Here is a 20,587-nt window from a genome sequence, read left to right on the forward strand (position 1 = left end):
GGTACTACGAGAAGCCGTTCCTCAAGCACTTCGCCTCGTGGGGAATCATCGTCGCTGCCGCCAGCACCGGTCAGTCCGGCTCCCGTCGGGAGATGCTTGACGGCGGCAAGTTCCTGCTGTCGAGAACAGTCGTCAGGGCAGTGTCTTCTACCGCAAGATTGACACCAAGACCATCGTCCCCGCAGGTCATCCCAGGGCGTCGCCGGGGACACTCAGGCCAAGTCAGTCTTCTTCGGGCCGAAGTCGTCCGTTCTCGATCCGGAGCGCCCACAACCCGTCGTCAATCTCGACCTCGACGAACCGCCCGGCCTCATGCGCGGCCGGCCCGTCAAAGACGATGTTGATCGCTTGCACCGATCCGGTCATAGATCCAGAGGGTGCCTGACTAGCCGCTCATGTCACCGTACGGGCGCGGTTGGGCGGCGACAGCGAGATCCCTTCAGCCGTTGCCTTGGACCTGATTGCGTCCTCGGTGCGGCCAAGCTTCACGCTCATCACGCCTGCAGGAGCGTTGCCCTCGACAAGCTCACGCAGCTGCGCGACTTGTTCATCAGTCCAGGTAACGCCGTCGTTGCGGCGGGTAACCGGTTCAGACATAGCCCGTTCCTTTCCATGGCGCAGTTACAAGGCTGGTTCCCCTCTGTCGAATCTCCATGCCAGGCCTGCTGCAACAAGGTGCAAAACTGTTGGTCATATGCGTGGGCAAATATTTACGGTCGGGACACGAATGGGCATCTAGCAACTATCAGGAAGATTCGCCACGTCCGGCACCGCCCACCCGGCCGCTACTCGCGCCTCCCCCGCCGCACAGCAGTCACAATCCAGGCTGGCAGATGCGTCGCTGGCTGCGGTTTGTCTGCCTGTCCGACTGCTCATGGCACTGCCCTGGCTGTGGTGGTCAGTGCCAGCTTCGGCATGCCAGCGTTGCAAGGACCTAGTGCCGTGACTGACGCGAGGGCTGCCATTCACCGTGCGCAGTGGATAGCCGCCCTCGCGGTGCTCCGGTCGAGTCAGAAGTTCGTGATGGTTCCCGGATACGACTTCAGCACGAGCCCGACGGAGGGGAAAAAGGTGCCGACGGCGTCAGCGCCTGGTACTTCGTCCTGGAAGCCAGAGTTCGCTCCACAGGCAACGTCAGCGCCCGCGCTCACCAGGCCGACAGCGAAGTTGCCCTGGACGATAGGCCCACCACTATCACCGGCGAGTGTGCACAGTGAACCTCTCCACATGCCGTCCACGACAGTGGTTCGGCCAAATTCGTCACCGACGGTGACGTTGTCTTCGTAGCCCCTGGTGTGGCCACAAGTCCAGCCCGTGATCATCCCGGACTTGCAGATGGTCTGGCCGATGAACGGGGCCTTGGCCTCCGCGATCGGGTGGTAGCCGGTGTAGTGCGTCCAGATGCTCGAGTACGCGCCCGCCGACGGGGTGAGCTGAACGATGGCGACGTCCAGAGCGGAGTTTGCCGCAGTCGCACCCCAGCGGAACGCATTGCCGATGGTTTGGCCGAGGTACGTAGAGGCGTTGGCCGTGGTGCTGGCGTATACCCACTTCCGTCCGTCCGTATAACAGTGTCCGACGGTGAGCATCACGAGGGCGCCGTCACGGCGTCCGCTGAAGCCCTGGGTACACGTGAGGTCACCAGAAGTCTGGCTGCTGGCGGTCTGCATTCCGTTCCCACCGATCTGGGTGGCCTTGACGGTTGCGAGTTGCGGCCGATACTTGACGACAACTCCGTCCAGATTTGTCAGTCGCTTCCTAAGGGCCTTCGCGGCTGGGGAGTCCCCGACATAGACCGTGACGAACTGGTCGCGGGCATTGTGGCCGATCCCGCGAACCGTTCCGAGGGGTGTCGAGTCAGCCAACTGGCCGACTCGCTCGGCGAGGCCGGCCAGCTCGTTCTGTGAGCGCGTGACCAGCCGGGGTGTCAGGCCGGCGGTCCTCACCTTGTCCGCCGCCGCTTGGCTGCGAACATTCACCGTCATTTTCGAGTCGTCCGAGAAGAACGCGCCATCGACTCCTGGTTCGGTCGCTTGCAGCTTCTCTACCGCATCGATCGCGGTCACCTCGGCCGCAAGCCGTTGGGCAGCAGCCGATGGCGTGATCGACAGTGACCTCGCCATCGACTCGAGCATCGCCTGGTCGTAGGCCGATGAGGCCGGAGCCTCTGCTCCTGGGCTGACCATGTTCGCTTGAGCCGCCCCGAAGCTCAGGGTCGAGATCATCACTGTGGCGACGCCAAGCCCGACATATCTTCGTGTACTCACGAAATCCTCCTCGCTGATTCACGGCAGATCGATCGGCTTGTCCTGGAGAACGTTGGACTCACCAGGCTTCCATTGCCCACCGATCCGTGTGAGCGAGGCTAGATCTGGGTTCGTATGGAAGAAAGAAGGCCAGAGAAACTTGCAACAACCTGCAGAGCCTGCAACGTCGTTGGCCAATGGCGTGCCACCGGGAACCCCGGAGCTGACGCCGCTACCAACGGAGTGCGTGCCCTCGTCGACGCTTCGCAGGATTTCACCGCGCGCGTGGCCCGGCAATGGCCACAGTCGGCTCGACGAAATGCAGAGAAGGTCTCGGCTCTCGATCCAGTTCCTCGGCCTGTTCAGCACCGCGCTCTACCGGGTGGTTCTGGCCGTGGTGCTGCTGTCTGGCCTGGCGATCTTGCATCGCGGTTTCGAGACAGTGCTGGCGTTGAAGATTCACCGGTTGCGGGAGCCGTCGGAGGTCGAACTGCGCAAGCTCGGCCCGGCCTGGTGGGCGGTGTGTACCGCGGCGGCGTCGACCCGAACGCGTACCGGGTGTGGATTCGCCAAGGCCCGGAGGCGGCTGCGCCGGTCACCTACGGGCACACGGTCGCGTGTCGAACTGGACCGTCTACACGCCCCCCAGCACAATCTGGAAGCGATCTTGGCCCACGAGCTCGCGCACCACATGGCACTGCCTCGGCGGGTGTCGCTGTTCTTGTTCTGGCTGTCGCTTCCCGCCCGCGCGATGGGCTGGGGCATCGTCAACGGACTCAACCCAAGATCTGCGCATCGTCGTCCGGCTGTGGATCGTCGTACTGACGCTCGGTGTGTTCGTACTCAGCTACGTCACCCAGTTCGACAACTTCACCGTCATGACGCTGTGGGCGTGGGCCTCGCCGCTGTTGATGCCGTGGCTGTCGCAAGGGCGAACAGCACGCCGAGCGGACCGCTGCCGATGGAGACGACGCGCCTGCGGTGGCTGGAGAAGTAGCTGAAGACGGTCCCGGCCGACGCCGATCAACGCGACTGGCCAGGCCCTGAGTGATCTGAGGCGGCTCCGGCGCTAGCGCCGTGCATAAGATCGCATCGCAGAAGTTGCGCAACGGCTGCATAATTTTGCCGTGCCTCACTTCCAGTTCAATTCCACCGGCGACGGCGTTGTGCCTCCGCACAGTGATGAGCCGGTTGAGCGTGCTGCCGCCGAGGCGTTCGCTCTTCTGGCATCGGATTTGCATGAAGTCGATGGAGTTGAGGAGACGGTCGAAGCCGTTGTGCAGTTCGCGTTGCAGGCGATCAAGTGCACCGCCGCGTCGGTTGTGCTGGTGACCAGAGGTGCGCGGCCCGAGCCGATGGCCCTGACCGATCCGAGGCTTGCCGACCTGTACCGCGAACAGGTCGACGCCGGCGAAGGGCCTCTACTCGCCGCGATCGGTGACGACCAACCGATCCACATCCCCGACGTAACAAGCGAGACACGGTGGTCGCCGAACTGGGCTCAGCAGGTCACCGCCGCCGAGATCTGTAGCGCGCTGCACGTTCCGCTGACCGTGGGCGGCAGACCGTCGGCCGTGCTGAGTCTCTACAGCGACCGGCCGCACGCCTTCGACGACGATGACCTGGCGGTGGCTCACATCCTGGCTCGTCACGCGGCGATAGCGATTGCGAACGCACGCCACGAAGAGTCCATGAATCAGGCTGTCGACGCACGCAAGATCGTCGGCCAGGCGATGGGCATGCTGATGGAACGCTTCGACCTCGACAGCGACCGCGCTTTCGGAGTGCTGAAGCGCTACTCCCAGGACAACAACCGCAAGTTACGTGACGTTGCGGTTGAACTGATCGAGACCCGGAAATTGCCCGGCGTTCAGCCGAGACGCAGGTAGCGGCCTGCGGCGTAGGCCCGTTGCTGAGCCGACCCGCGTCTCCTTGTCGCGCGTACAGTGGGACAGGACCGTCGGCTTGTCGACTCGCCAGCCAAGGTGCGCCGTCTGCGGTGTACGACCCACCGGCCACACTGATTGGCCGCGAAGGGCGCCACGCATGGCCAGCCCGGACGATGATCAGTCCTTACCTCCGATCAACCTTGATCAGAACCATCTGGAATGGGTGGTCTCGCTGGCTGTCGGGGTGCTCATCGAGCGCCACCAGATCACTCCTGGCCTGGCTCGCGCGCTGCTCGACGTGCGAGCAGACGCCACCGGACTGCCACCGATCGAGGTCGCGCGCTGGCTGTGCAACACCGGGACACTGCCATGACCTCGCACCGACGGGCTCCCCAACTAATGTCAGCCGCCTGGTACGGGCAGACTGTCAGCACCGGTCGGCGCCCCAGCCTGGCCTCTTGGGGGAGCTGGCGATGCAAAGACAGTCGTTGATCACGGTCATGAACTCGGTCGCGGCCACACTGACCTACCCGATCGAACTGGACGAGGCACTGCTGAGGATCACGCGGCGCCGCCGACACCGTGCCGGGCATCGACCACGTCAGCATCTCCCTGACCGGCCACAACGGCCAGATCCAGACCCTGGCCCCGACCGACTCGATCGCGGTCACTCTCGACGAAGCGCAATACGAACTCGGCCAAGGCCCCTGCCTAGAGGCTGCCCTGCGTGAACCGATGGTCCAGGTCGACAACCTCGCCGAGGACCCGCGCTGGCCGGCCTACGGAGCACGCGCCACCGGACACGGCATCGGATCGCAACTAGCGTTCCAGTTCAACGCTGAAACCCACGCCCGAGGCGCGCTGAACATGTACGCGAACAAGACGCACGTGATCGACACCGACACCCTGCACATCGGCGCCATGTTCGCCCACCTGGCCGCGGTGCCCTCGGCTGGTCCCGCCACGCCGACACCCTGGTCGAGGCGCTCGGGACCAGAGAACAGATCGGCCAGGCCGTCGGCATCATCATGGAACGCTACAAACTCGACCCCGAACGCGCCTTCTCGTTCCTGGTCCGCATGTCCCAGGCAGCCAATGTGAAGCTCCGTAACGTCGCCACCGCGCTGATTCAGCAGACCATCGACCAGGCCGAGTAGTCGACCAGTGCAACAACAGAGGCCTCAGGCGACGTGTGCGGTTGCCTGAGGCTCTTCGGAGTGGTGCGGCGGGTCAGCGTCAGCGGGCGGGGGTTGCGGGTTCCTGCGGTGAGTTCTGACGTGACGGTGCGTTCGGCTTCGGCCCTGGGCAGACCGATCGGGCCGGCGGGCTGAGATCAGCTCGTCACGAGTGGCGGCTTCGTCGAGCATGTCGGCACCGACCAGCGTGCCCCAACACGAACGCGGCAGAGTTGAGCGTGTCGTTGCGGCCACCTTCGGTCGCGGCCAACAACTTGTCCAACTCGCCGGTCAGGCGCCGCCAGCGCGTAGGTGTTCCTGTGGTGCCGGACCGGCCCAGCCCTATGCTCGGCGTCGACGAATTCAGGCGCGGTGAGAAGGTCGGCGATCCAGGCGGGCAGGTCCTGCGGTGGCAGGGTCCCGGTGACGGAGTAAGTGCGGCCTGCGACCACCGACCCGCCGCCCGCCACGTACCTGGCCGCGGCATTTTGTGTCGATCTTCCACCCGATCCACCCAGCGCTCCCGCGCACGTGGCGCTCGGGCACCTAGAGAAAGTCGCTCCTCGCGGGCCCGTCGTCGGGATGTCAGGCAGGTCGAAATTGAAGATCACCGGATCCGGCGAGCGGTGGCGCGTACGGAACTCGCCGTTGCAAGCTGGCGATTGTGCGTTGGTTGAGGGGTCTCGACTGCCTTCAGCCTTCGTGGACGGCCTGGATGCTCCCGGCCGAAGCTGTCACGACCCAATCTCGCGACGCCTGCGCGAGTACCTCGAAGGTGCAAACCGGGAGAACTCCAACCCGGGGCGCCCGAAATCGCCTCAAAAGGTCCGTAAATGTCCTAGGTTAAGGTCTGTGGCGAACGAACGACTGCGGGCGGCGATGGTGGAGCATGGGCTCACCCAACTCGGGCTCGCCGAAGAGCTCGGTGTGAACGTCAAGACGGTCGAGCGCTGGGTCAAAGGTGGCATCGTTCCGTTCGCCCGGAACCGGCACCAGCTGTCGATCAGGCTGAGTCGCGACGAGTCCTACCTCTGGCCGGACGCTGTCCCGCCGAACCGCGCCGCCGATCTGGCCGCCAGTGAGCTTCTCAAGGTTTACGCACACCGCTCCGACGTACCGAGAGACGAGTGGCTCCGGTTGTTCGAGTCGGCTACCAAAGAGATCGGCGTGTTGGTTTACGCCGGGCTCTTCTTCTCCGAGGATCCAGGGCTCGAGCGGATCTTGCGGAAGAAGGCCAAGGCCGGAGTTCGGATCCGGATGGCTCTGGGCGACCCAGAGGATGAGCACATTGCCGATCGGGGTGAGGCTGAGGGAATCGGCGACGGCCTCGCCTTCAAGATCCGCAACGCGCTGGTCAACTTTCGTCGTCTACGAGCCACCGATGGCATCGAGTTCCGGTTGCATCGGACCGCTCTTCATAACTCGATCTACGTCGCCGACGACCAGGTGCTGGTCAATACGCACGTGTATGGGCTTCCTGCACCGCTGGCCCCGGTTCTGCACCTGCGAAAGGTTCCGGGCGGTGAGCTGACGCAAACCTACCTAGACAGCTTTGAGCGGGTTTGGGAGCTCGGCTCCCCACTCATCGAGGAGGCCTGATGGCCGGCCGGATCGACTACTACGACGATCCCTCAGCACCCGCTGCAAACAGCATGGTGCCGTCGGCAAACGTCGTGATCGAGAACGACACGGGCGAGATCCTGATGATCCGTCGCTCCGACAACGGGAACTGGGCTGTTCCCGGCGGGGCGATAGACCTCGGTGAGTCTCTCTCTCAGGCCGCGATCCGGGAGACGAAGGAAGAGTCTGGCATCGACTGCGAGGTGATCGATGTCGTAGGCATTTACACCGACCCTAAGCACATCATCTTCTACACGAGCAACGGCGAGGCACGTCAGGAGTTCTCCATCCTCGTGAAAGCGCGCGCCATCGGCGGTGAACTGCGCACCAGCTCTGAGACGACCGAGGTCCGCTGGATCGCCCGCAGTGAACTCGGCGGTCTTCAGATGGACCGCTCGATGCGACGCCGTATCGAGCACTATCTGAAAGACGCTCCGACGCCGTACATCGATTGATTCGTCGCTAGCCCCATGACAGCAGCGGCACGTCGTACAGGTCGGCTCGCGGGATGCGGGTAAAACCGGGCGACTTCACTTCGACCACGTACATCTCGGTCAGGAACTGAACCTTGGCGCCGAGGAGGTGGCTCGTGTGCGCGCTGGCCGACTGCGCCTTCAGCCCGACGGAGACATGGATGTGCGGGCGGACGGAGTCCGACGCGTCGTCGTACGCCAGAGTTCCTCCACCGAACGCCTCGACATTCTCAAGGTGGACGGACGTCCAGACAGGAGCGTCGGGGTTGTCCAGCTTCTCGCAGGTCCCGACAAGCTGGACCTCGCGCAACCCAGCGATGAACATCGGGATGAAGCCTTGCCTGACATCGTGCTCGGAGCAGAAGTCCGCAAGCGCGGGGTAGAAGTCGTCGCCATGGTCGAAATGAACGGCGAACGTGCGTCCCATGGTGAGTTCAGCAGCGCGCAAGGCAACTTCCTTCGATCGTATGGATATGAGCAACATAGCGAACGGCAGCATCAAGGCCGCGCGTCGAGAGATGTCTGCTCCTTGGCTGCACGATCCCGTCGATGCCCGCCACAGCCAACTCTTCACACCTGCGGCGAAACCAGCGCCAGGACACGCCGAGATAGTCTGCCATCCATTCCAGGCGAGCCGCAGAGCAGTCGGAAGCGATAACCGAGTTCGCCGCCAGCTCATCGCTCAAATCCTGGTACGCCGCACGGCGAGATCGCTCCGGCCTGGCGTCGACGTGCCAAAGCTCCTCACCACCCAGCCAGTTGGCCGCAATCGCCTCACTGGCAATCACGAAGCCTTCAACCGGCCCGAGTGAGGAATCGGTAGTCAACTCCACGGTGATTCCGAAAGCTTCCATCAGGGCCATCGTCAACAGGAGAAGCACCTTCTCGTACTGCGGAGAGGTGTCGATTTCCCGCTCGGGCACACAGAACGCTCGACGCATTCCGGCGAAGCGCTTGGAGGTGTAGCGGAGGTAGTCGAGCTTGTGGTTCCACAGCAGCCAGGAGGATGCCTCCTCGCCAGACTGTTCTCGGGTCCAAAAGAACGGCTCCTGAGCGAGCCGGCTGACATGGCGACTGATATGCCGCGAGCAGAAGCTCGAACCCAACCAATGGCGCGTGACGAGTTCCAGGTCCGGCACCTCGTTCAGCGCGGCCATCGAAGCCGACTGCTCCACGTAGTGCCCCAGCCGCGATTGACTCGCTTCTATCTGCGCATCGTCTGCCAGCAAAGCGTTGTCGGTATTGACGACCGCCCAGATGATGCCAGCTGTGAGGTCGTCAACGACATTCGCGGCCGCCACCGGCTGACGATTGGTACGACGGCCGGTCTGCCGCGCGAATCGCCGCGAGTCCGACACGTAGTACTTGCCGTCGGCATCAGAAGTGACCACCGCACTCCATCGATCGGTACGCCGTAGAGATGTGGTCACCCCATCTGAGGGATTGATCATCAACCAGCCGCGCCCAGCCTCATCGGCGATGCAGTGGTGCATCACCAGTTCACCGCCGGCGAAGAAGCGACCGTCTGGAACCCTTACTACGTTGCTAGAGCCAACCGACACAAGGCCGCGGCCGCTGATCAAGTCAGGGAGGACAAGTGGTGACGTCTCCAGCGCCGCGCGTCTCGTACGTCGCTTGAAGAACCCGAGGGCAGCAGCGTCCGGAGCTCCCAGGATCTCGCAGAGCGCCATGCGGACGTCTGCGGATGGCCATGAGTACCAACCCCGCTCCCAGTCCGAGATCGATTTGGCCGTGATCACAGTCTCCCGACCTGTGGCGCGGTAGATCGCAGCGTTCACCTGATCGGCCAGAGTTGCCTGTGACAACGCTCCACGCGCCGTCCGCAGCGCATCGTTTGGTTGTCGGTCCCCACCGGTCATATGCCCAGGATGCTATGTGGCGGAGGGACAGCACCACGGCATCACAGGACATCTCAAAGACATCTCGCCACGTCCAAAATGTCTCAGAAATCAGCTAGCCGCCGTCGTACATCACTTGCCGCTCGCAGGAGGCAGGGCCTAGCTCGCCTGATCGATCGATGCACAACATGATCGGGCGGATAGCGGCGCAGAATCTCCCCCAGCCGCTCCTCGACAGCAACCGTTCGACCGTCCACGTCCGCGGTTAGATCGCAGTACGTCAGCGCGTCCAGCAACTGCCGATTCGGTACCGCGAATTCGTCAAGCAGGGCGCCGATGCCTCTCTCGCGCGCCTCAATGACGGCGCACGTGTGGTGAGCCACCAAACGACAGACGATCTCGTCAGCCCTCCTAGTCTCCCTGAGATAGCGAGCCCCATCGAGAGGATGGAACCCCGAAGCGGCCACCTTCGAAGCGTAGCCGATGTCATGCAGCCAAGCTGCTGCCTCCACGACCTCGGCATCCGCCCCCAAGCCCGGGGCAAGCCGACGCGCCTGAGCCGCGACGCCCCGAGTATGTGCCCATCGCCTGGGCAACTCCTCAGCGAGCAGGTCGCGAGCCAAGCTCTTCGCCTCGACCACGCTGGTCACACGACTGAGGCTACTCCCCACCGGCTTCCACCACAGTCGGACGGCTGAGCGCCCAGATGCGTTCGAAGCTGGCAAGGTAGTTCTGGAAGATGACGCTGCCGACGCCTTCGCGGTAGTGGTACACCGGCGACTGGGCCGCGGGCGAGCCGAAGGCATGCTGGTTGACCAGCATCTGCCCGTCTGACCGATACATCGAGTTGTACAGAGCAGTGTCGTGCAACCTGAACTCGATCCCGTCCAGTTGCAGGAGAGGCTTCAGCAACACGATGGCGTTTCGGACCTTCATGCTCATCGCCGGACCGATCTCCTCTTCGATGCCGCGGCGACCAACGTGGTGCCCGTCAGGGTCCCCCAGAGCGATCCGAACCCGGACTCCTTCTCCAACCTTCTCGGAGAGAAGCCTGACGATCCTGGCATCCTCAGCCAGAAAGAGAGCGCTGTAAGCAAGAACGCCGATGTCGGACTGGGCTGAGGCAAAGAACGACTGCCAGCCCCCTTGGGTTATGGCAACTCTGCGCGGGTAGACCGCCACCAGTTCGGCCGGCTGATCATCTAAAGATTCCAATGCGCTCGAAGCAGGCCAGAGCGTCTCCACATCGACACCCAGGAGGCGAGCAACCTCGGCGCGCCTTCGCGCACGCGGAACCTGGCCGGACAACCACCTGCGGACGGTCCTCGGGTCGACCGCCAGCTTCGTCGCCAAGTCCTCTTCAGAGAGCTGAGCGTCGAAGATGGCCCGCCGGAGAATCTCTCTAGTCATCACCCAACCAGACCTTACTTGCGAGTAGATGTCTGTAAATGTCTAGTCGGACCGTAACACGAAATGTCCGCAAATGTCCGGCTACACGGTATCGCTGTCCATCGCCGGACCGGCAGGCTTACCAGCGGTCGGCGACAAGCGGCGGCCTCGCCTATCTGAAGGATCTGCAGAAGATGGACGCAACCGATGACCAACTGTCGTGAGCAACTCTCGCTTGCGCATCTGGGGCGCCAAATTGTGGGCCAGCCTGAACGATGCGTTCCGTCGGTGGCGAGACGAGGGTTGAGCCCTGCTGACCGGATTGATGGGTTCGCCGAGGACCTCGACCGACCGCTCCTGGTTGGCTACATCCGACGAGAGCTGCTGGTTGTCGATGCTCAGGTCGCGCTCGCTCAACGCCAGATGGCGCTGTACGCCGCTGTCAGCGGCTTCTCGATGAGCTACATCTACATAGAAGAAGCCGGCACGTGGCCCGCGGCCTTCGACGCCCTGGTCGAGGCGGTCATCCGCTTGGGAATCACGGCCGTGATGCTGCCGAGCCTCCTGCACTTTGCTGTGCTCGGACCGCCATGCGACATCAAGGGTTCATTCGAACGAGCCACTGGCGCCCGCGTCCTGCTGCTCGCTTCCCCCTGACTGGATGGGGTCGGTGGGAGTCCTTCCTAACCCCTCAGTACGGTGTCATCGCCGTACAGCCCACCGGTTCCATCCCTGATGTGTCCCTGCCCGAGTGCCCCGACCCCTGTAATCCCCTGCAAGCTCGGGCAGGGACTTCTCACTTCACATCACGCCGGGTCGTCATCCGACACCTGACCATCAAGGTTGTCGAACCAACTGATGACTTCACTCGACTTGTAGCGGAGGTGGCGGCCCACCTTCTTCGCAGGCGGACCAACGTTCATGGTGCGCCATCGATACAAAGTGGCCTTCGGAACTCTCAGGTACGCCGCCACCTGGTCGGCGACCCAGAGCGGGTCGGGCTCAGCTCCGGATGACATCGACGCCTCCCGGTTCGGCTCGCCGCTCTCGTTCCAGCTTCACAGTGCGACGGACTTCACGGACGCTCCAGCCAAGGATCTCCGCAGCGGCATCCGCCGAGCCGCACACCTGTGCCAGTTCGGACGTCCTGGCTGCAAGATGGACTTCCGCATCAGCGACTCGTTCATCCCATCGCCGTATCGCGACGTCCTTGGCTTGGATGGTCCGGATCAGACTGACCTGCGCGCCGATAGCTCGAGCCGTCGCGGCCTCTATCTTCGCCTGGCGTGCCCGTGACCGCCGGAGTGCGGCAACTCGTTCGCTGGCTCCCACGATCGGCTCACAACTCGGGACCGGTGGGTGGCGCTTGCCAGATGACGTCCAGTCCGATGCCAGCCGTTTGCATTGCAGGTGAGGTCCTCCGGCCGGTGGTCTCGAGGAAGTTCCGGGCAGCGTTGACGACTCTCGCACCTGTGGCCTTGATAACCGACTCCGGAGAACTCGGTTCAGCTGAGGACGCCTGACCAGGAAGTGCTTCGAAGGATGGCGCTTCCACCGACAGTCCGAAGTACGCCAATGCGATGTGGGCGAACGAGTCGGCCTCTATCTCGCGAATGCCGCCGCAAACCTGCCCCACTGAGGCCGACTGATGCATACGGACGTGACCCAGTTCGTGTGCCAGATGCGCGGCGGCGGTCGCGGTATCGAGCTGATTCGATATGACGATTCGTCTGTCGGAGTAGTCGGTGTAGCTCGGTGTCTCGGCCGGGACCCAACGCTTATCGATCTGAAACCCGGCCTTCTGCACGTCGGCTGACAGTGCCCGCCAGACATCCGCCACTGCTGCGCGGCCGACCGGTGGAACAGTGACTGGCGGCCCTACCGTGTGCGCGACATCCCAGACTTTCGCGACCTTGAAGCCGATGATGCCGTTGTGGATGGTGCCCCTGATGCCGCTCGATCCGTCCTTCTCGACGAGGACGTTCGAACGGACAGGGGCGAGGATCTTGATGGCACGGCCTTCTCTCACTTTCCGGCCCATCCGTTCCCACGCCTGCGCCGCGGCAACCCAGTTCGCCTGAGGCATTTGGAGCGTGATCAGAACGACGTTCCCGAACCCGTACGTCGGGAAGAGCGCTGCCGCATCCAGCCAACGGGCCCAGTCAGTTCCCGAATCGAGCTTGCGTACCTCTCGGGTGAGCGCAGTGTGCAGATCCTCAGCACTCACGTTGATGCTGCCCATGAGAAACCTCCATGTTCGGTCCTGCTCGCTCAACGGGCCAGCCCAACATCTTCTTGTCCTTGATCCCGGGATCCGATGCCCGGAGCAACGGCGCAGCGCCTGATCGTGAGTGGCCGCACATGGGACTGCTTGTTCACTGAGTGCCGTCGATGATGTGCGCTGCTGGATACATCACGCGCCAACGCCGCCGCGGCAGACCACTGACGAGCAATCCAGGTATGAAGCCCAGTCAGCTCCGCGAACTGCCCCGGGATATCGGCCGCCGGCGGCCGGCGTTTGCTTGCTCCTTGCCGCAGCGACGTTCCATCCGTGTCTTGGCCAGGGAGGGATAGTTGACCGTTGCAGATCATGCTGTGCACCGCATCTCGCTGGTACCACGCAACCTCTGCCGCTGCACCAAGTAGCTCATCTAGCGCATCGATCGTGCCGGCCGCTTGTGACTGATGCGGTATGAGCGCTCTCGGGGACAGCAAGTCTCCGTGTGGGCGAAGGAGGACATCCAGTGCCATCTTCAGATCCAAGAAGGCGAACTCGCCTGGCGTATCGCTGCTACCGCCGATATCTGGCGCCCGACGCTGCCATGAAGTTGAGGCTCGGGCGGCGCTCGCATCGACGGCGAGCAGCACACGCCGCAGACGATCGAGCTGAGCCTGGAGCTGCGAGTGGACTCCAACCGCATTCGCTGCAGCCAGGATGCACCCCGCGAGATACCTCGCGTAGCCGCCAGCCGTTCTGAGCTGCCCCGCAGTGGACCTCAGATCGCGTACCAGGAGAGCACGGGGCTCGACCTCGTGATGTGCTCGATCCCAGCGGACAGCCATCCAGGCAACCTGCGATGCAGCGTCAGTCCCATACCGAGGGTGCGATGTCACCAGGTCGCGGAGGTATCCGAGTCCCGGGCATCCTCGACCTGCAAGCACAACTCTCCTGAGCACCTGCAACTCGTCCAGCAGCGCTCGGTGCTGTTCCATACCGCTTGTACGACCCAGGTCACGCAGTACCGTCCGGCCAGCAATATGGGCGATGCCGGCAACCTCAGCGCGCGCCGCAACGAGGCTGGCCTGACTCCCCCGAGCTGAAGCCTCGTCCCAATCCTGCGTCGCCAAGAGGTCTGCGCCCGCTCCAAGCGCCTGCGCCACGACACCCAGTCCAGTCGTACCTGCAGGGACAGCTTCACCAGGCTTCAGCCCGTCGCTGAGCTCAAGGTCGTACCGCAGCAGAGCCATGTGGGCGCGTGTTGCGGCCAAGACGGACTGCCATCCAGAAACCAATTCGTCTCCGTTGGTGTGCTGAATCTGACAAGCTTGCATCGCTTTCCGCCGTGCCGCACGCAGCAGGTCCTCATAGGTCGCGCGCACTTTGAACTCTCCGAACGTCCGTTGCGGCTGACCTGAGAGAGTCGGCGAGCGCCAGTCGCCAACTGACGTCTTCGATTGCTACGTCCAGGTCGTTCAACGCCTCGGCGGCCTCGTCATAGAGGACCGCGGGATCGCCTTCCAGATCACCGTCGTACCGGAGATACGGGATGATGCCGAGAAGCTCGCATACTCGATAACGACTGAACGCCGTCATCGCCCATCTGCTGTCGACGGCGGTCGCCTCCAGCCTTTCGACGATCGCCTCTGCCCGAGCGGCCAGCTCTGTGACCCGCCGACGTACGGCATCTGTGTCGTTGCTGTCGTCCATTCCACGTCCCTTCGGTTGCCTACGGCCACTCAACGGGCGTGGCTCTGAAGATTCGGGCCGAGTGCAGGGCAGACCACCGTCACACTTCTTGCACTTAAGGCAGCTCCGCTGAGGGGCCGATCAGAAACCCGCGCTGACGCGACGGGCCGTTGACACGTATATGGAGCTTCTCGGAAGGCAGTTCAGGCACCGTCGTACGCGGTGGACCTCGTGCTGACAGTGCATCGCCTGACTGCCGGAGAAGGCTTCAGGTACCTTCTCCGGCATGTGGCTTCGGGCGACGTCGACCGGCACCTGACGACGCCGCTCACGTCGTACTACGCGGCGTCCGGCTACCCTCCTGGCCGTTGGATGGGCAGCGGATTGAGCGGCTTGGCCAACGGCGGACCTGCCCCAGGAACGGCGGTTTCCGAGAGACAGATGGCCGCGCTTTTCGGCCGTGCTGAAGACCCGATGACGAAGCGTCCGCTTGGGCGACCTCACCCGGTCTACAAGAGCCCGACCGAGCGGATTCAGCAGCAGGTCGATGCTCTGGACTCTGACCTAACGGGCAGTGCCAGGTACGAGGCGATTGGGCAGATTCGAGCCGCGGTGATGCGCGAGAAGACCAAGCATGCGGTTGCTGGCTACGACCTGACGTTCTCCCCCGCTAAGTCTGTTTCGGCCTTGTGGGCGACCTCCGACGTTGGCACGCAGGAGCAGATCCTCGCTGCGCATCATGACGCAGTTGAGCAGGTACTCGGCCTGATCGAACAGCACTCGATACTCACCCGCACGGGAGAACAAGGCATCGCCCAAATCCAGACCAAGGGACTGATCGGAGCCGCCTTCGACCACTGGGACACGCGTGCCGGCGACCCTCAGTTGCATACCCACGTCGTGGTCGCCAACCGAGTTCAGGGACCGGATGGAGCATGGCGCAGTATCGATGGCCGGGTGCTGTTCCGTTCAGCCGTGGCGATGTCGGAGATCCACAACGTCTTTCTCGCCGACAATCTGAATCATCGGCTCGGCATCGGCTGGGAGCTGCGACAACGTGGCAAACGCCGTAACCCTGCCTTTGAGCTGAGTGTCGTTCCCGACGAGCTGATCGAGGAGTTCTCGGCCAGGACAGAACAGATCGAATCGAACCTAGCTGTACTTCTGGAGGAACGGTCCGACGGTTTGCCGCCACCTGGGCGGAACGAGATGTATGTACTTCGCCAACAGGCCACGCTGATGAATCGACCGCCCAAGCACGTCGCGCGACCGCTCGCATCGCTCATGCAAGATTGGCGCCGGAGGGCCCATCACAAAGTCGGCAAGGCGGCGCTTAAGGCGATACAAGAGTCGCTCGATCTGGCCGACGACCGACCATTGGCGGCCGCCGATCTCAGCCCTGCGACGATTGACGCGTACGCCGCCGCCGTGGTCATCGCGCTGCAGACGAAGCGGGCCACCTGGACTCGCTGGAACCTGCTGGCGGAAGCAGCTCGCCAAACTCGGCTGGTTCGTATGGTGTCGTCGGCTCAGCGGTTCGCAGTGTTGGAGTCGATCGTCGAACGCGCCGAAGAGCAATCGATCAACCTTGTAGCTCCGGAGGTCGTGACTACGCCTGTGAGGCGCTCTGACGGCTCGAGCGTCTTCATGATCCACAACGGCCAGATCTTCACCTCCCCTGTGATCCTCGGAGCAGAATCGCTCCTGCTCGAGCTCGCCCGTGATCCCTCAGCGCCCAAGATCTCAGGCTTGTCGGACAGCGGCTTGAGCGCGGACAAGCAGATCGCGTTGCGTCGAATCACCAGCAGCGGCCGGAGGGTTGAAGCGCTCGTTGGTCCTGCCGGCACTGGCAAGACGAGCCTGTTGTCGGTTCTGACAACAGGCTGGATCTCGAGCAACGGCGAAGGATCGGTCATCGCTCTCGCGCCTTCTTCAGCTGCGTCCGCTGTGCTGGCTGACGCAATCGGGTCACCGGCCGAGAACATCGCCAAGTGGATCTACGAGTCGACGGGCCTGGGCGCCGAGGAACGACGCAACCGCATCCGGCAGACGGACTACGCCGTACAGCAGGCACATCAGGCGGGGCGTCGACGTCGAGCACAACGTCTGTCGGAAGTAGTTGCCGCGCTGCGCGCCGAGCAAGATCGCTGGAGGTTCCGCTCGGGCCAGCTGGTCATCGTCGACGAGGCTTCAATGGCCGGCACTATGGAGCTCGCCACCCTCGCGCGGGAAGCAAACTCCGCAGGCGCCAAGCTGCTACTGGTCGGTGACGACGCCCAACTCGGTGCTGCCGACACCGGCGGTGCTTTCCGCCTGATCGCCCGCGACACCGATGCCGCCGAACTCAGCGATGTCTGGCGCTTCACCAACGCCTGGGAGCGCGACGCCAGCCTCGCTTTACGCGTCGGTTCTCTCCAAGTCATCGACGTGTACGACGACCACAAGCGGCTACTGGCCGGAACATCCGACGCTATGGAGGACGCCGCATACCGGGCTTGGATGACAGACACTGCAGCCGGTAAGACCAGCCTGCTCATCGCAGCCGACAACACAACGGTGGCTCGCCTGAACGCCCGTGCGCGCCTCGACCGCATCATCACGGGCGAGGTCGAGCCAGACGGGATAGTCCTTCACAACACCAACCAAGTCGGCATCGGCGACCGCATCGTCACGCGCCTCAACAACCGTCGCCTGCGCTACGCACGCCACAGCTTCGTCCAGAACGGCGACCAATGGACAGTCGTTCACCGCTGGCCAGACGGCTCCCTCACAGTCGAGAACGCCCACCATCATCAAGTGACACTGCCCGCTAGCTATGTTCAGGAATCGGTCGAGCTCGCCTACGCAACAACTGCTCACCGCGCCCAAGGCTCAACCGTCGACACGGCTCATCTCCTTGTCACCGACCGGCTGACCCGAGCCCTCATGTACGTCGGCATGACCCGCGGCCGGGACAGCAACCACGCCTATGTGGCCACCCACCAATCCGACAATGACCTCCACGAACCACGTTCCGAACAGACCATGCAAGACGTCTTGGAAGCCGTCCTCGAAAACGCCGGAGTCGAACTCTCCGCCCACGAGGTCATCCGTCAAGAACTCGACAACGCCACTCGCCTAGACCGTCTCGTCCCGATCCACGAGCATCTCTGCCAGTTGGACGCCCGCAACCGCTTCGCCCCCGCCATCGCCACCTGCGGCCTGGACCGCGCCGACCTGGCCGCCCTCGAAGCCTCACCTGCCTACGGCCCTCTGATCACGGCTCTTCGACGCGCTGAAGCCGCCGACCTCGACGTGCCACAAGTACTACGCCGAGCCGTCCACCAGTCATCACTGAACAACGCCACCGACATCGCCGCGGTCCTCCACCGGCGCGTCGAGCGGCTGACATCCAGAGCCTCGCGGCGTACCGGCCACACCCCGCACCTCATCGCGGGCCTCGTCACGCCGGCCACGCACGTCTCCGACCCAACCCTGATCGCTCCACTCCGCGAACTTGAAGCCCAGATCGCCCAACGCGCCGTCTGGCTGGCCGACCAGGCGACCGCCACATCACAACCCTGGTCCGAATCCATGTCTCGAGAACTGCTTCTTGAGATCGCGGCCTATCGCGAGCGCTACGCCATCCGCAGCCGAAGCCCACTAGGCGATAGGCCGGCGCCGAACGCACTAGCCCAAACCAGACAGCGCCAACGTCTGAGCGCCCCACTCGAAACCAGACCATCCGCCCACGTCACCGACCGAGGGACCAGCAGCAATCGCGACGAGCGCCTGCAGTCGCCGCCCGAGCCAGCACGTTGAGGGGTATCCGATTGATCGCCCCGAGGTCCACGGCGCAGGAACCCCATCGACGACATCCGACATACAACGGGACGAGTACCGAATCAGTGGTTCGGGGATGCCAATGAGTAGAAGACCTCGCAGCAACTTCGACGAGTACGGCATCGCCTCACCGCTACAGGCCCAATCCGTTACGGCTGGCTCGGCGCCGAGCAACGGGCCACCTCCGGCGGCGACCTTCAACTCATGGGCGCAGGGCTTTACAACTCCGCCACCGGCCTGTTCCTGGCGGATACGGCTACTTGCAAGGGACATCGATGGTGACACCGCAACTGACCGGTGTGCTTGCGTTGTCGACGAGCCGGAACCCGTTGCTGTTCGGGCAGCCGCTGGTCGACGCGTTGGCTGCAGTCAGCAGCTGACAGCAGTCGACCGGCCGTCTGATCGTCAGACGGCCGGCCTTGGCTTGCGGTGTGGCTATCAACTCCTTGGCAACCCGGCACGGATGGTGTCGCTGAGCCGGCTGACTGCCTCGTCGCCGTATCCGTCCCTAATCGCCTGCCGGGTCAACGCCGCAGCAGCCCGCAACAGCCCGGGGTCGATGCCGCGCTGTTCAGCACTGTGCAGCGCATGCTCGATCCCGGCCGCGGTGGATCTCAAGGTAGAGGCGTCACCGGGATGGATGCCGGAGTCGATCGACTCGGCCAGGACAGGAATGTACCCCGGAAGGAGGCCGATGATTCCTTGGCTGAAGGCAACGAGCTCGGCGGCTTCAATACCCTCGGATTTGCCAAGCGTCAGGCCGTGGATCACTCCGACGACCGCCGTCCAGTACATGCCGACCAGCGCTACGTCGTACCCGGCCGCTCGGCCGGCATCCTCTCCGAGGTACCTCTGAGATCCGGAGAACGCTGCGAACGAGACCTTGTTCGCCTCATAGACAGCAGAGGATCCACTGTAGAGAAGGACTGCGTCCGAGGTGCCAATCGTCGCTGCCGGACTCAGAATCGTTCCGTCGAGATACCTTGCCCCCTTGCTCGTGACCTGCTCCGCTGTCGACCGGGCTGCTTGCGGTGATCCGGAGGTCAGGTTCACCACCGTCCGGCCGTCCAGTGCTCCGCCGGCCGCCAGCAACACGTCTCCGACGACCTGGTAATCGAGCAGACACAAAACCACCAGGGCGGCATCGGCTACGGCGTCGGCAGGGCTGTCGCTGACCTTGGCGCCGGCTGCAGCGAGTTCTGCGGCCTTGCCGTGTGAGCGGTTCCAGACCGTGACCTGGTGACCAGACGCGAGCAGTGCGTGGGCGAGCGCGCGGCCCATCGGCCCCAGCCCCAGCACGGCCGCTGTGGGCAAATCTTGATTCGTCGTCATGATTGGAACGCTACCGATTCGCACCGTTCGAGACCCGCCCGAATCGTTGCGGATTTCTGTCCATATCGCTGCAGCGCACGTTCAACATCTGAGTACTCACGAAAGCCAGAGCACGACCTTCCAGACGGTGGGCGCCAGGACACGGAAGAGGCTAATGGCCGCGAACACCCCGACGATGATCATGACCGCAGTCAGCCGATCCAGCGGACCGTCCGCCGAATCGGGCTGCTCCGGCCCGTCAGCCCCAGACACGACCGCTCCGCAAAGTGTCGATCTGGTAGTCGCTGACCAGCCGGTCGAACAAGCGTCGGCCGGCAGCCGTGGCGAGCTCGACGGAGTGGTCCGGGTCGCGGGCCACCTCGCCGCGGGAGTTGCCGACACCGCGAACGACGCCCGCGAACTGCCAGTGCAGGTAGCGCGACAGCTCCTGGAACTGCGCGACCACGCCGCTGATGGCTCCCGGATAGGTCTCCTCCGAACTGATGACCACCAGCAGCCGCTTTCCGACCAAGGATTTGAGCACGATCTCGGGCTTCGGGGCCGAATTGCTGGTGTGACAAAACAGCCGATCGATGAAGATCTTCAGCTGCCCGGAGACGCCGTACCAGTACAGCGGCGTCGCCAGCACCACGGCATCCGCGTCGAGTAGGCGTCCAAGCACTGCCTCGTAATCGTCTTCGATGGCGCAGGCTCCGTCGGCCCGACGACAGACCCGGCAGTCCCGCAACGGCTCGCCGACCCGACCAGGAAGGTCGATCAGCTCCACCTCGTGCCCGGCCTCCAGGACACCCTCGAGAACAGCTCTAGTCAGCAGTCGCGAGTTGCCCGCCGACCGTGGGCTGGAGCTCAGGGCAACAACTTTCATGGGCAGACGT

At 63.6% G+C, this 20,587-nt stretch carries 21 protein-coding genes and 1 pseudogene; 10 read left to right on the forward strand and 12 right to left on the reverse strand.

Annotated elements, in window-relative coordinates:
- Window positions 1-222: 222 nt before the first annotated feature.
- The 3 genes from OX958_RS30720 to OX958_RS30730 form a co-directional block, all read right to left on the reverse strand.
- Window positions 223-366 carry a hypothetical protein gene (locus OX958_RS30720; protein ID WP_270133603.1) on the reverse strand — a complete coding sequence of 48 codons (144 nt, stop codon included), beginning with the start codon at window positions 364-366 and terminating at the stop codon, window positions 223-225.
- 27 nt (window positions 367-393) lie between these two features.
- Window positions 394-597, reverse strand: coding sequence for a hypothetical protein (locus OX958_RS30725; RefSeq protein WP_270133605.1), 204 nt, complete (start codon window positions 595-597; stop codon window positions 394-396).
- Between the two features lie 413 nt (window positions 598-1,010).
- On the reverse strand, window positions 1,011-2,225 hold the full coding sequence (locus tag OX958_RS30730; RefSeq protein WP_270139178.1) for a S1 family peptidase: 1,215 nt from the start codon (window positions 2,223-2,225) through the stop codon (window positions 1,011-1,013).
- Window positions 2,226-2,493: 268 nt separating this feature from the next.
- On the opposite strand from OX958_RS30730, the gene OX958_RS30735 reads away from it, so the two are divergent.
- The 7 genes and pseudogenes from OX958_RS30735 to OX958_RS30760 all read left to right on the forward strand — a co-directional run bounded on the left by OX958_RS30735 (window position 2,494) and on the right by OX958_RS30760 (window position 7,385).
- Window positions 2,494-3,243, forward strand: coding sequence for a hypothetical protein (locus tag OX958_RS30735; protein WP_270133607.1), 750 nt, complete (start codon window positions 2,494-2,496; stop codon window positions 3,241-3,243).
- A 130-nt stretch (window positions 3,244-3,373) separates the two neighbouring features.
- Window positions 3,374-4,135, forward strand: a complete 762-nt coding sequence (locus tag OX958_RS30740) for a GAF and ANTAR domain-containing protein (RefSeq protein WP_333486452.1) — start codon at window positions 3,374-3,376, stop codon at window positions 4,133-4,135.
- Window positions 4,136-4,292: 157 nt separating this feature from the next.
- Window positions 4,293-4,508, forward strand: coding sequence for a hypothetical protein (locus tag OX958_RS30745; RefSeq protein ID WP_270133608.1), 216 nt, complete (start codon window positions 4,293-4,295; stop codon window positions 4,506-4,508).
- Window positions 4,509-4,717: 209 nt separating this feature from the next.
- Window positions 4,718-5,017, forward strand: a pseudogene (locus OX958_RS35430) (GAF domain-containing protein); the annotation flags it as partial.
- Window positions 5,018-5,163: 146 nt separating this feature from the next.
- Window positions 5,164-5,292 (forward strand): ANTAR domain-containing protein, encoded by a 129-nt coding sequence (locus OX958_RS30750; protein ID WP_270133610.1) that lies wholly within the window; start codon window positions 5,164-5,166, stop codon window positions 5,290-5,292.
- Window positions 5,293-6,237: 945 nt separating this feature from the next.
- Entirely contained in the window at window positions 6,238-6,909 is a 672-nt protein-coding gene (locus OX958_RS30755) for an XRE family transcriptional regulator (RefSeq protein WP_270133611.1), read from the forward strand.
- A complete protein-coding gene (locus OX958_RS30760; RefSeq protein ID WP_270133612.1) occupies window positions 6,909-7,385 on the forward strand; it encodes an NUDIX domain-containing protein in 477 nt (158 codons plus the stop codon). The genes OX958_RS30755 and OX958_RS30760 overlap by 1 nt, the downstream gene beginning before the upstream one ends.
- Before the next feature lie 7 nt (window positions 7,386-7,392).
- On the opposite strand, the gene OX958_RS30765 is transcribed toward OX958_RS30760, so the two are convergent.
- The 4 genes from OX958_RS30765 to OX958_RS30780 form a co-directional block, all read right to left on the reverse strand.
- Complete coding sequence (locus OX958_RS30765) at window positions 7,393-7,851, reverse strand: PPC domain-containing DNA-binding protein (RefSeq protein WP_270133613.1); 459 nt, start codon at window positions 7,849-7,851, stop codon at window positions 7,393-7,395.
- A complete protein-coding gene (locus OX958_RS30770; protein WP_270133614.1) occupies window positions 7,838-9,283 on the reverse strand; it encodes a helix-turn-helix domain-containing protein in 1,446 nt (481 codons plus the stop codon). Before OX958_RS30770 ends, OX958_RS30765 begins: the two co-directional genes overlap by 14 nt.
- Before the next feature lie 83 nt (window positions 9,284-9,366).
- Complete coding sequence (locus OX958_RS30775; RefSeq protein ID WP_270133615.1) at window positions 9,367-9,912, reverse strand: HD domain-containing protein; 546 nt, start codon at window positions 9,910-9,912, stop codon at window positions 9,367-9,369.
- Between the two features lie 10 nt (window positions 9,913-9,922).
- On the reverse strand, window positions 9,923-10,672 hold the full coding sequence (locus tag OX958_RS30780) for a helix-turn-helix domain-containing protein (RefSeq protein WP_270133617.1): 750 nt from the start codon (window positions 10,670-10,672) through the stop codon (window positions 9,923-9,925).
- 186 nt (window positions 10,673-10,858) lie between these two features.
- On the opposite strand from OX958_RS30780, the gene OX958_RS30785 reads away from it, so the two are divergent.
- The gene (locus OX958_RS30785) at window positions 10,859-11,308 is read left to right on the forward strand and encodes a hypothetical protein (protein ID WP_270133618.1); all 450 of its coding nucleotides are present in this window, start codon (window positions 10,859-10,861) and stop codon (window positions 11,306-11,308) included.
- Between the two features lie 149 nt (window positions 11,309-11,457).
- Here OX958_RS30785 and OX958_RS30790 read toward each other — a convergent pair whose 3' ends face one another.
- Together OX958_RS30790 and OX958_RS30795 are read right to left on the reverse strand one after the other, a co-directional pair.
- A complete protein-coding gene (locus OX958_RS30790; protein WP_270133619.1) occupies window positions 11,458-11,670 on the reverse strand; it encodes a helix-turn-helix domain-containing protein in 213 nt (70 codons plus the stop codon).
- Between the two features lie 320 nt (window positions 11,671-11,990).
- The gene (locus tag OX958_RS30795; RefSeq protein ID WP_270133620.1) at window positions 11,991-12,893 is read right to left on the reverse strand and encodes an ImmA/IrrE family metallo-endopeptidase; all 903 of its coding nucleotides are present in this window, start codon (window positions 12,891-12,893) and stop codon (window positions 11,991-11,993) included.
- Between the two features lie 860 nt (window positions 12,894-13,753).
- Here OX958_RS30795 and OX958_RS30800 point away from each other — a divergent pair.
- Complete coding sequence (locus OX958_RS30800) at window positions 13,754-13,972, forward strand: hypothetical protein (protein ID WP_270133622.1); 219 nt, start codon at window positions 13,754-13,756, stop codon at window positions 13,970-13,972.
- Window positions 13,973-14,234: 262 nt separating this feature from the next.
- Here OX958_RS30800 and OX958_RS30805 read toward each other — a convergent pair whose 3' ends face one another.
- On the reverse strand, window positions 14,235-14,579 hold the full coding sequence (locus tag OX958_RS30805; RefSeq protein ID WP_270133623.1) for a hypothetical protein: 345 nt from the start codon (window positions 14,577-14,579) through the stop codon (window positions 14,235-14,237).
- 201 nt (window positions 14,580-14,780) lie between these two features.
- Here OX958_RS30805 and mobF point away from each other — a divergent pair, with 201 nt between their 5' ends.
- A complete protein-coding gene (gene mobF / locus OX958_RS30810) occupies window positions 14,781-18,359 on the forward strand; it encodes a MobF family relaxase (protein WP_270133624.1) in 3,579 nt (1,192 codons plus the stop codon).
- A gap of 459 nt (window positions 18,360-18,818) precedes the next feature.
- On the opposite strand, the gene OX958_RS30820 is transcribed toward mobF, so the two are convergent.
- Together OX958_RS30820 and OX958_RS30825 are read right to left on the reverse strand one after the other, a co-directional pair.
- Window positions 18,819-19,736 carry an NAD(P)-dependent oxidoreductase gene (locus OX958_RS30820; RefSeq protein WP_270133626.1) on the reverse strand — a complete coding sequence of 306 codons (918 nt, stop codon included), beginning with the start codon at window positions 19,734-19,736 and terminating at the stop codon, window positions 18,819-18,821.
- 214 nt (window positions 19,737-19,950) lie between these two features.
- Entirely contained in the window at window positions 19,951-20,577 is a 627-nt protein-coding gene (locus tag OX958_RS30825) for a flavodoxin family protein (protein ID WP_270133627.1), read from the reverse strand.
- Window positions 20,578-20,587 lie beyond the last annotated feature (10 nt).

It is taken from the genome of Kribbella sp. CA-293567 (assembly GCF_027627575.1).
GTDB lineage: Bacteria > Actinomycetota > Actinomycetes > Propionibacteriales > Kribbellaceae > Kribbella.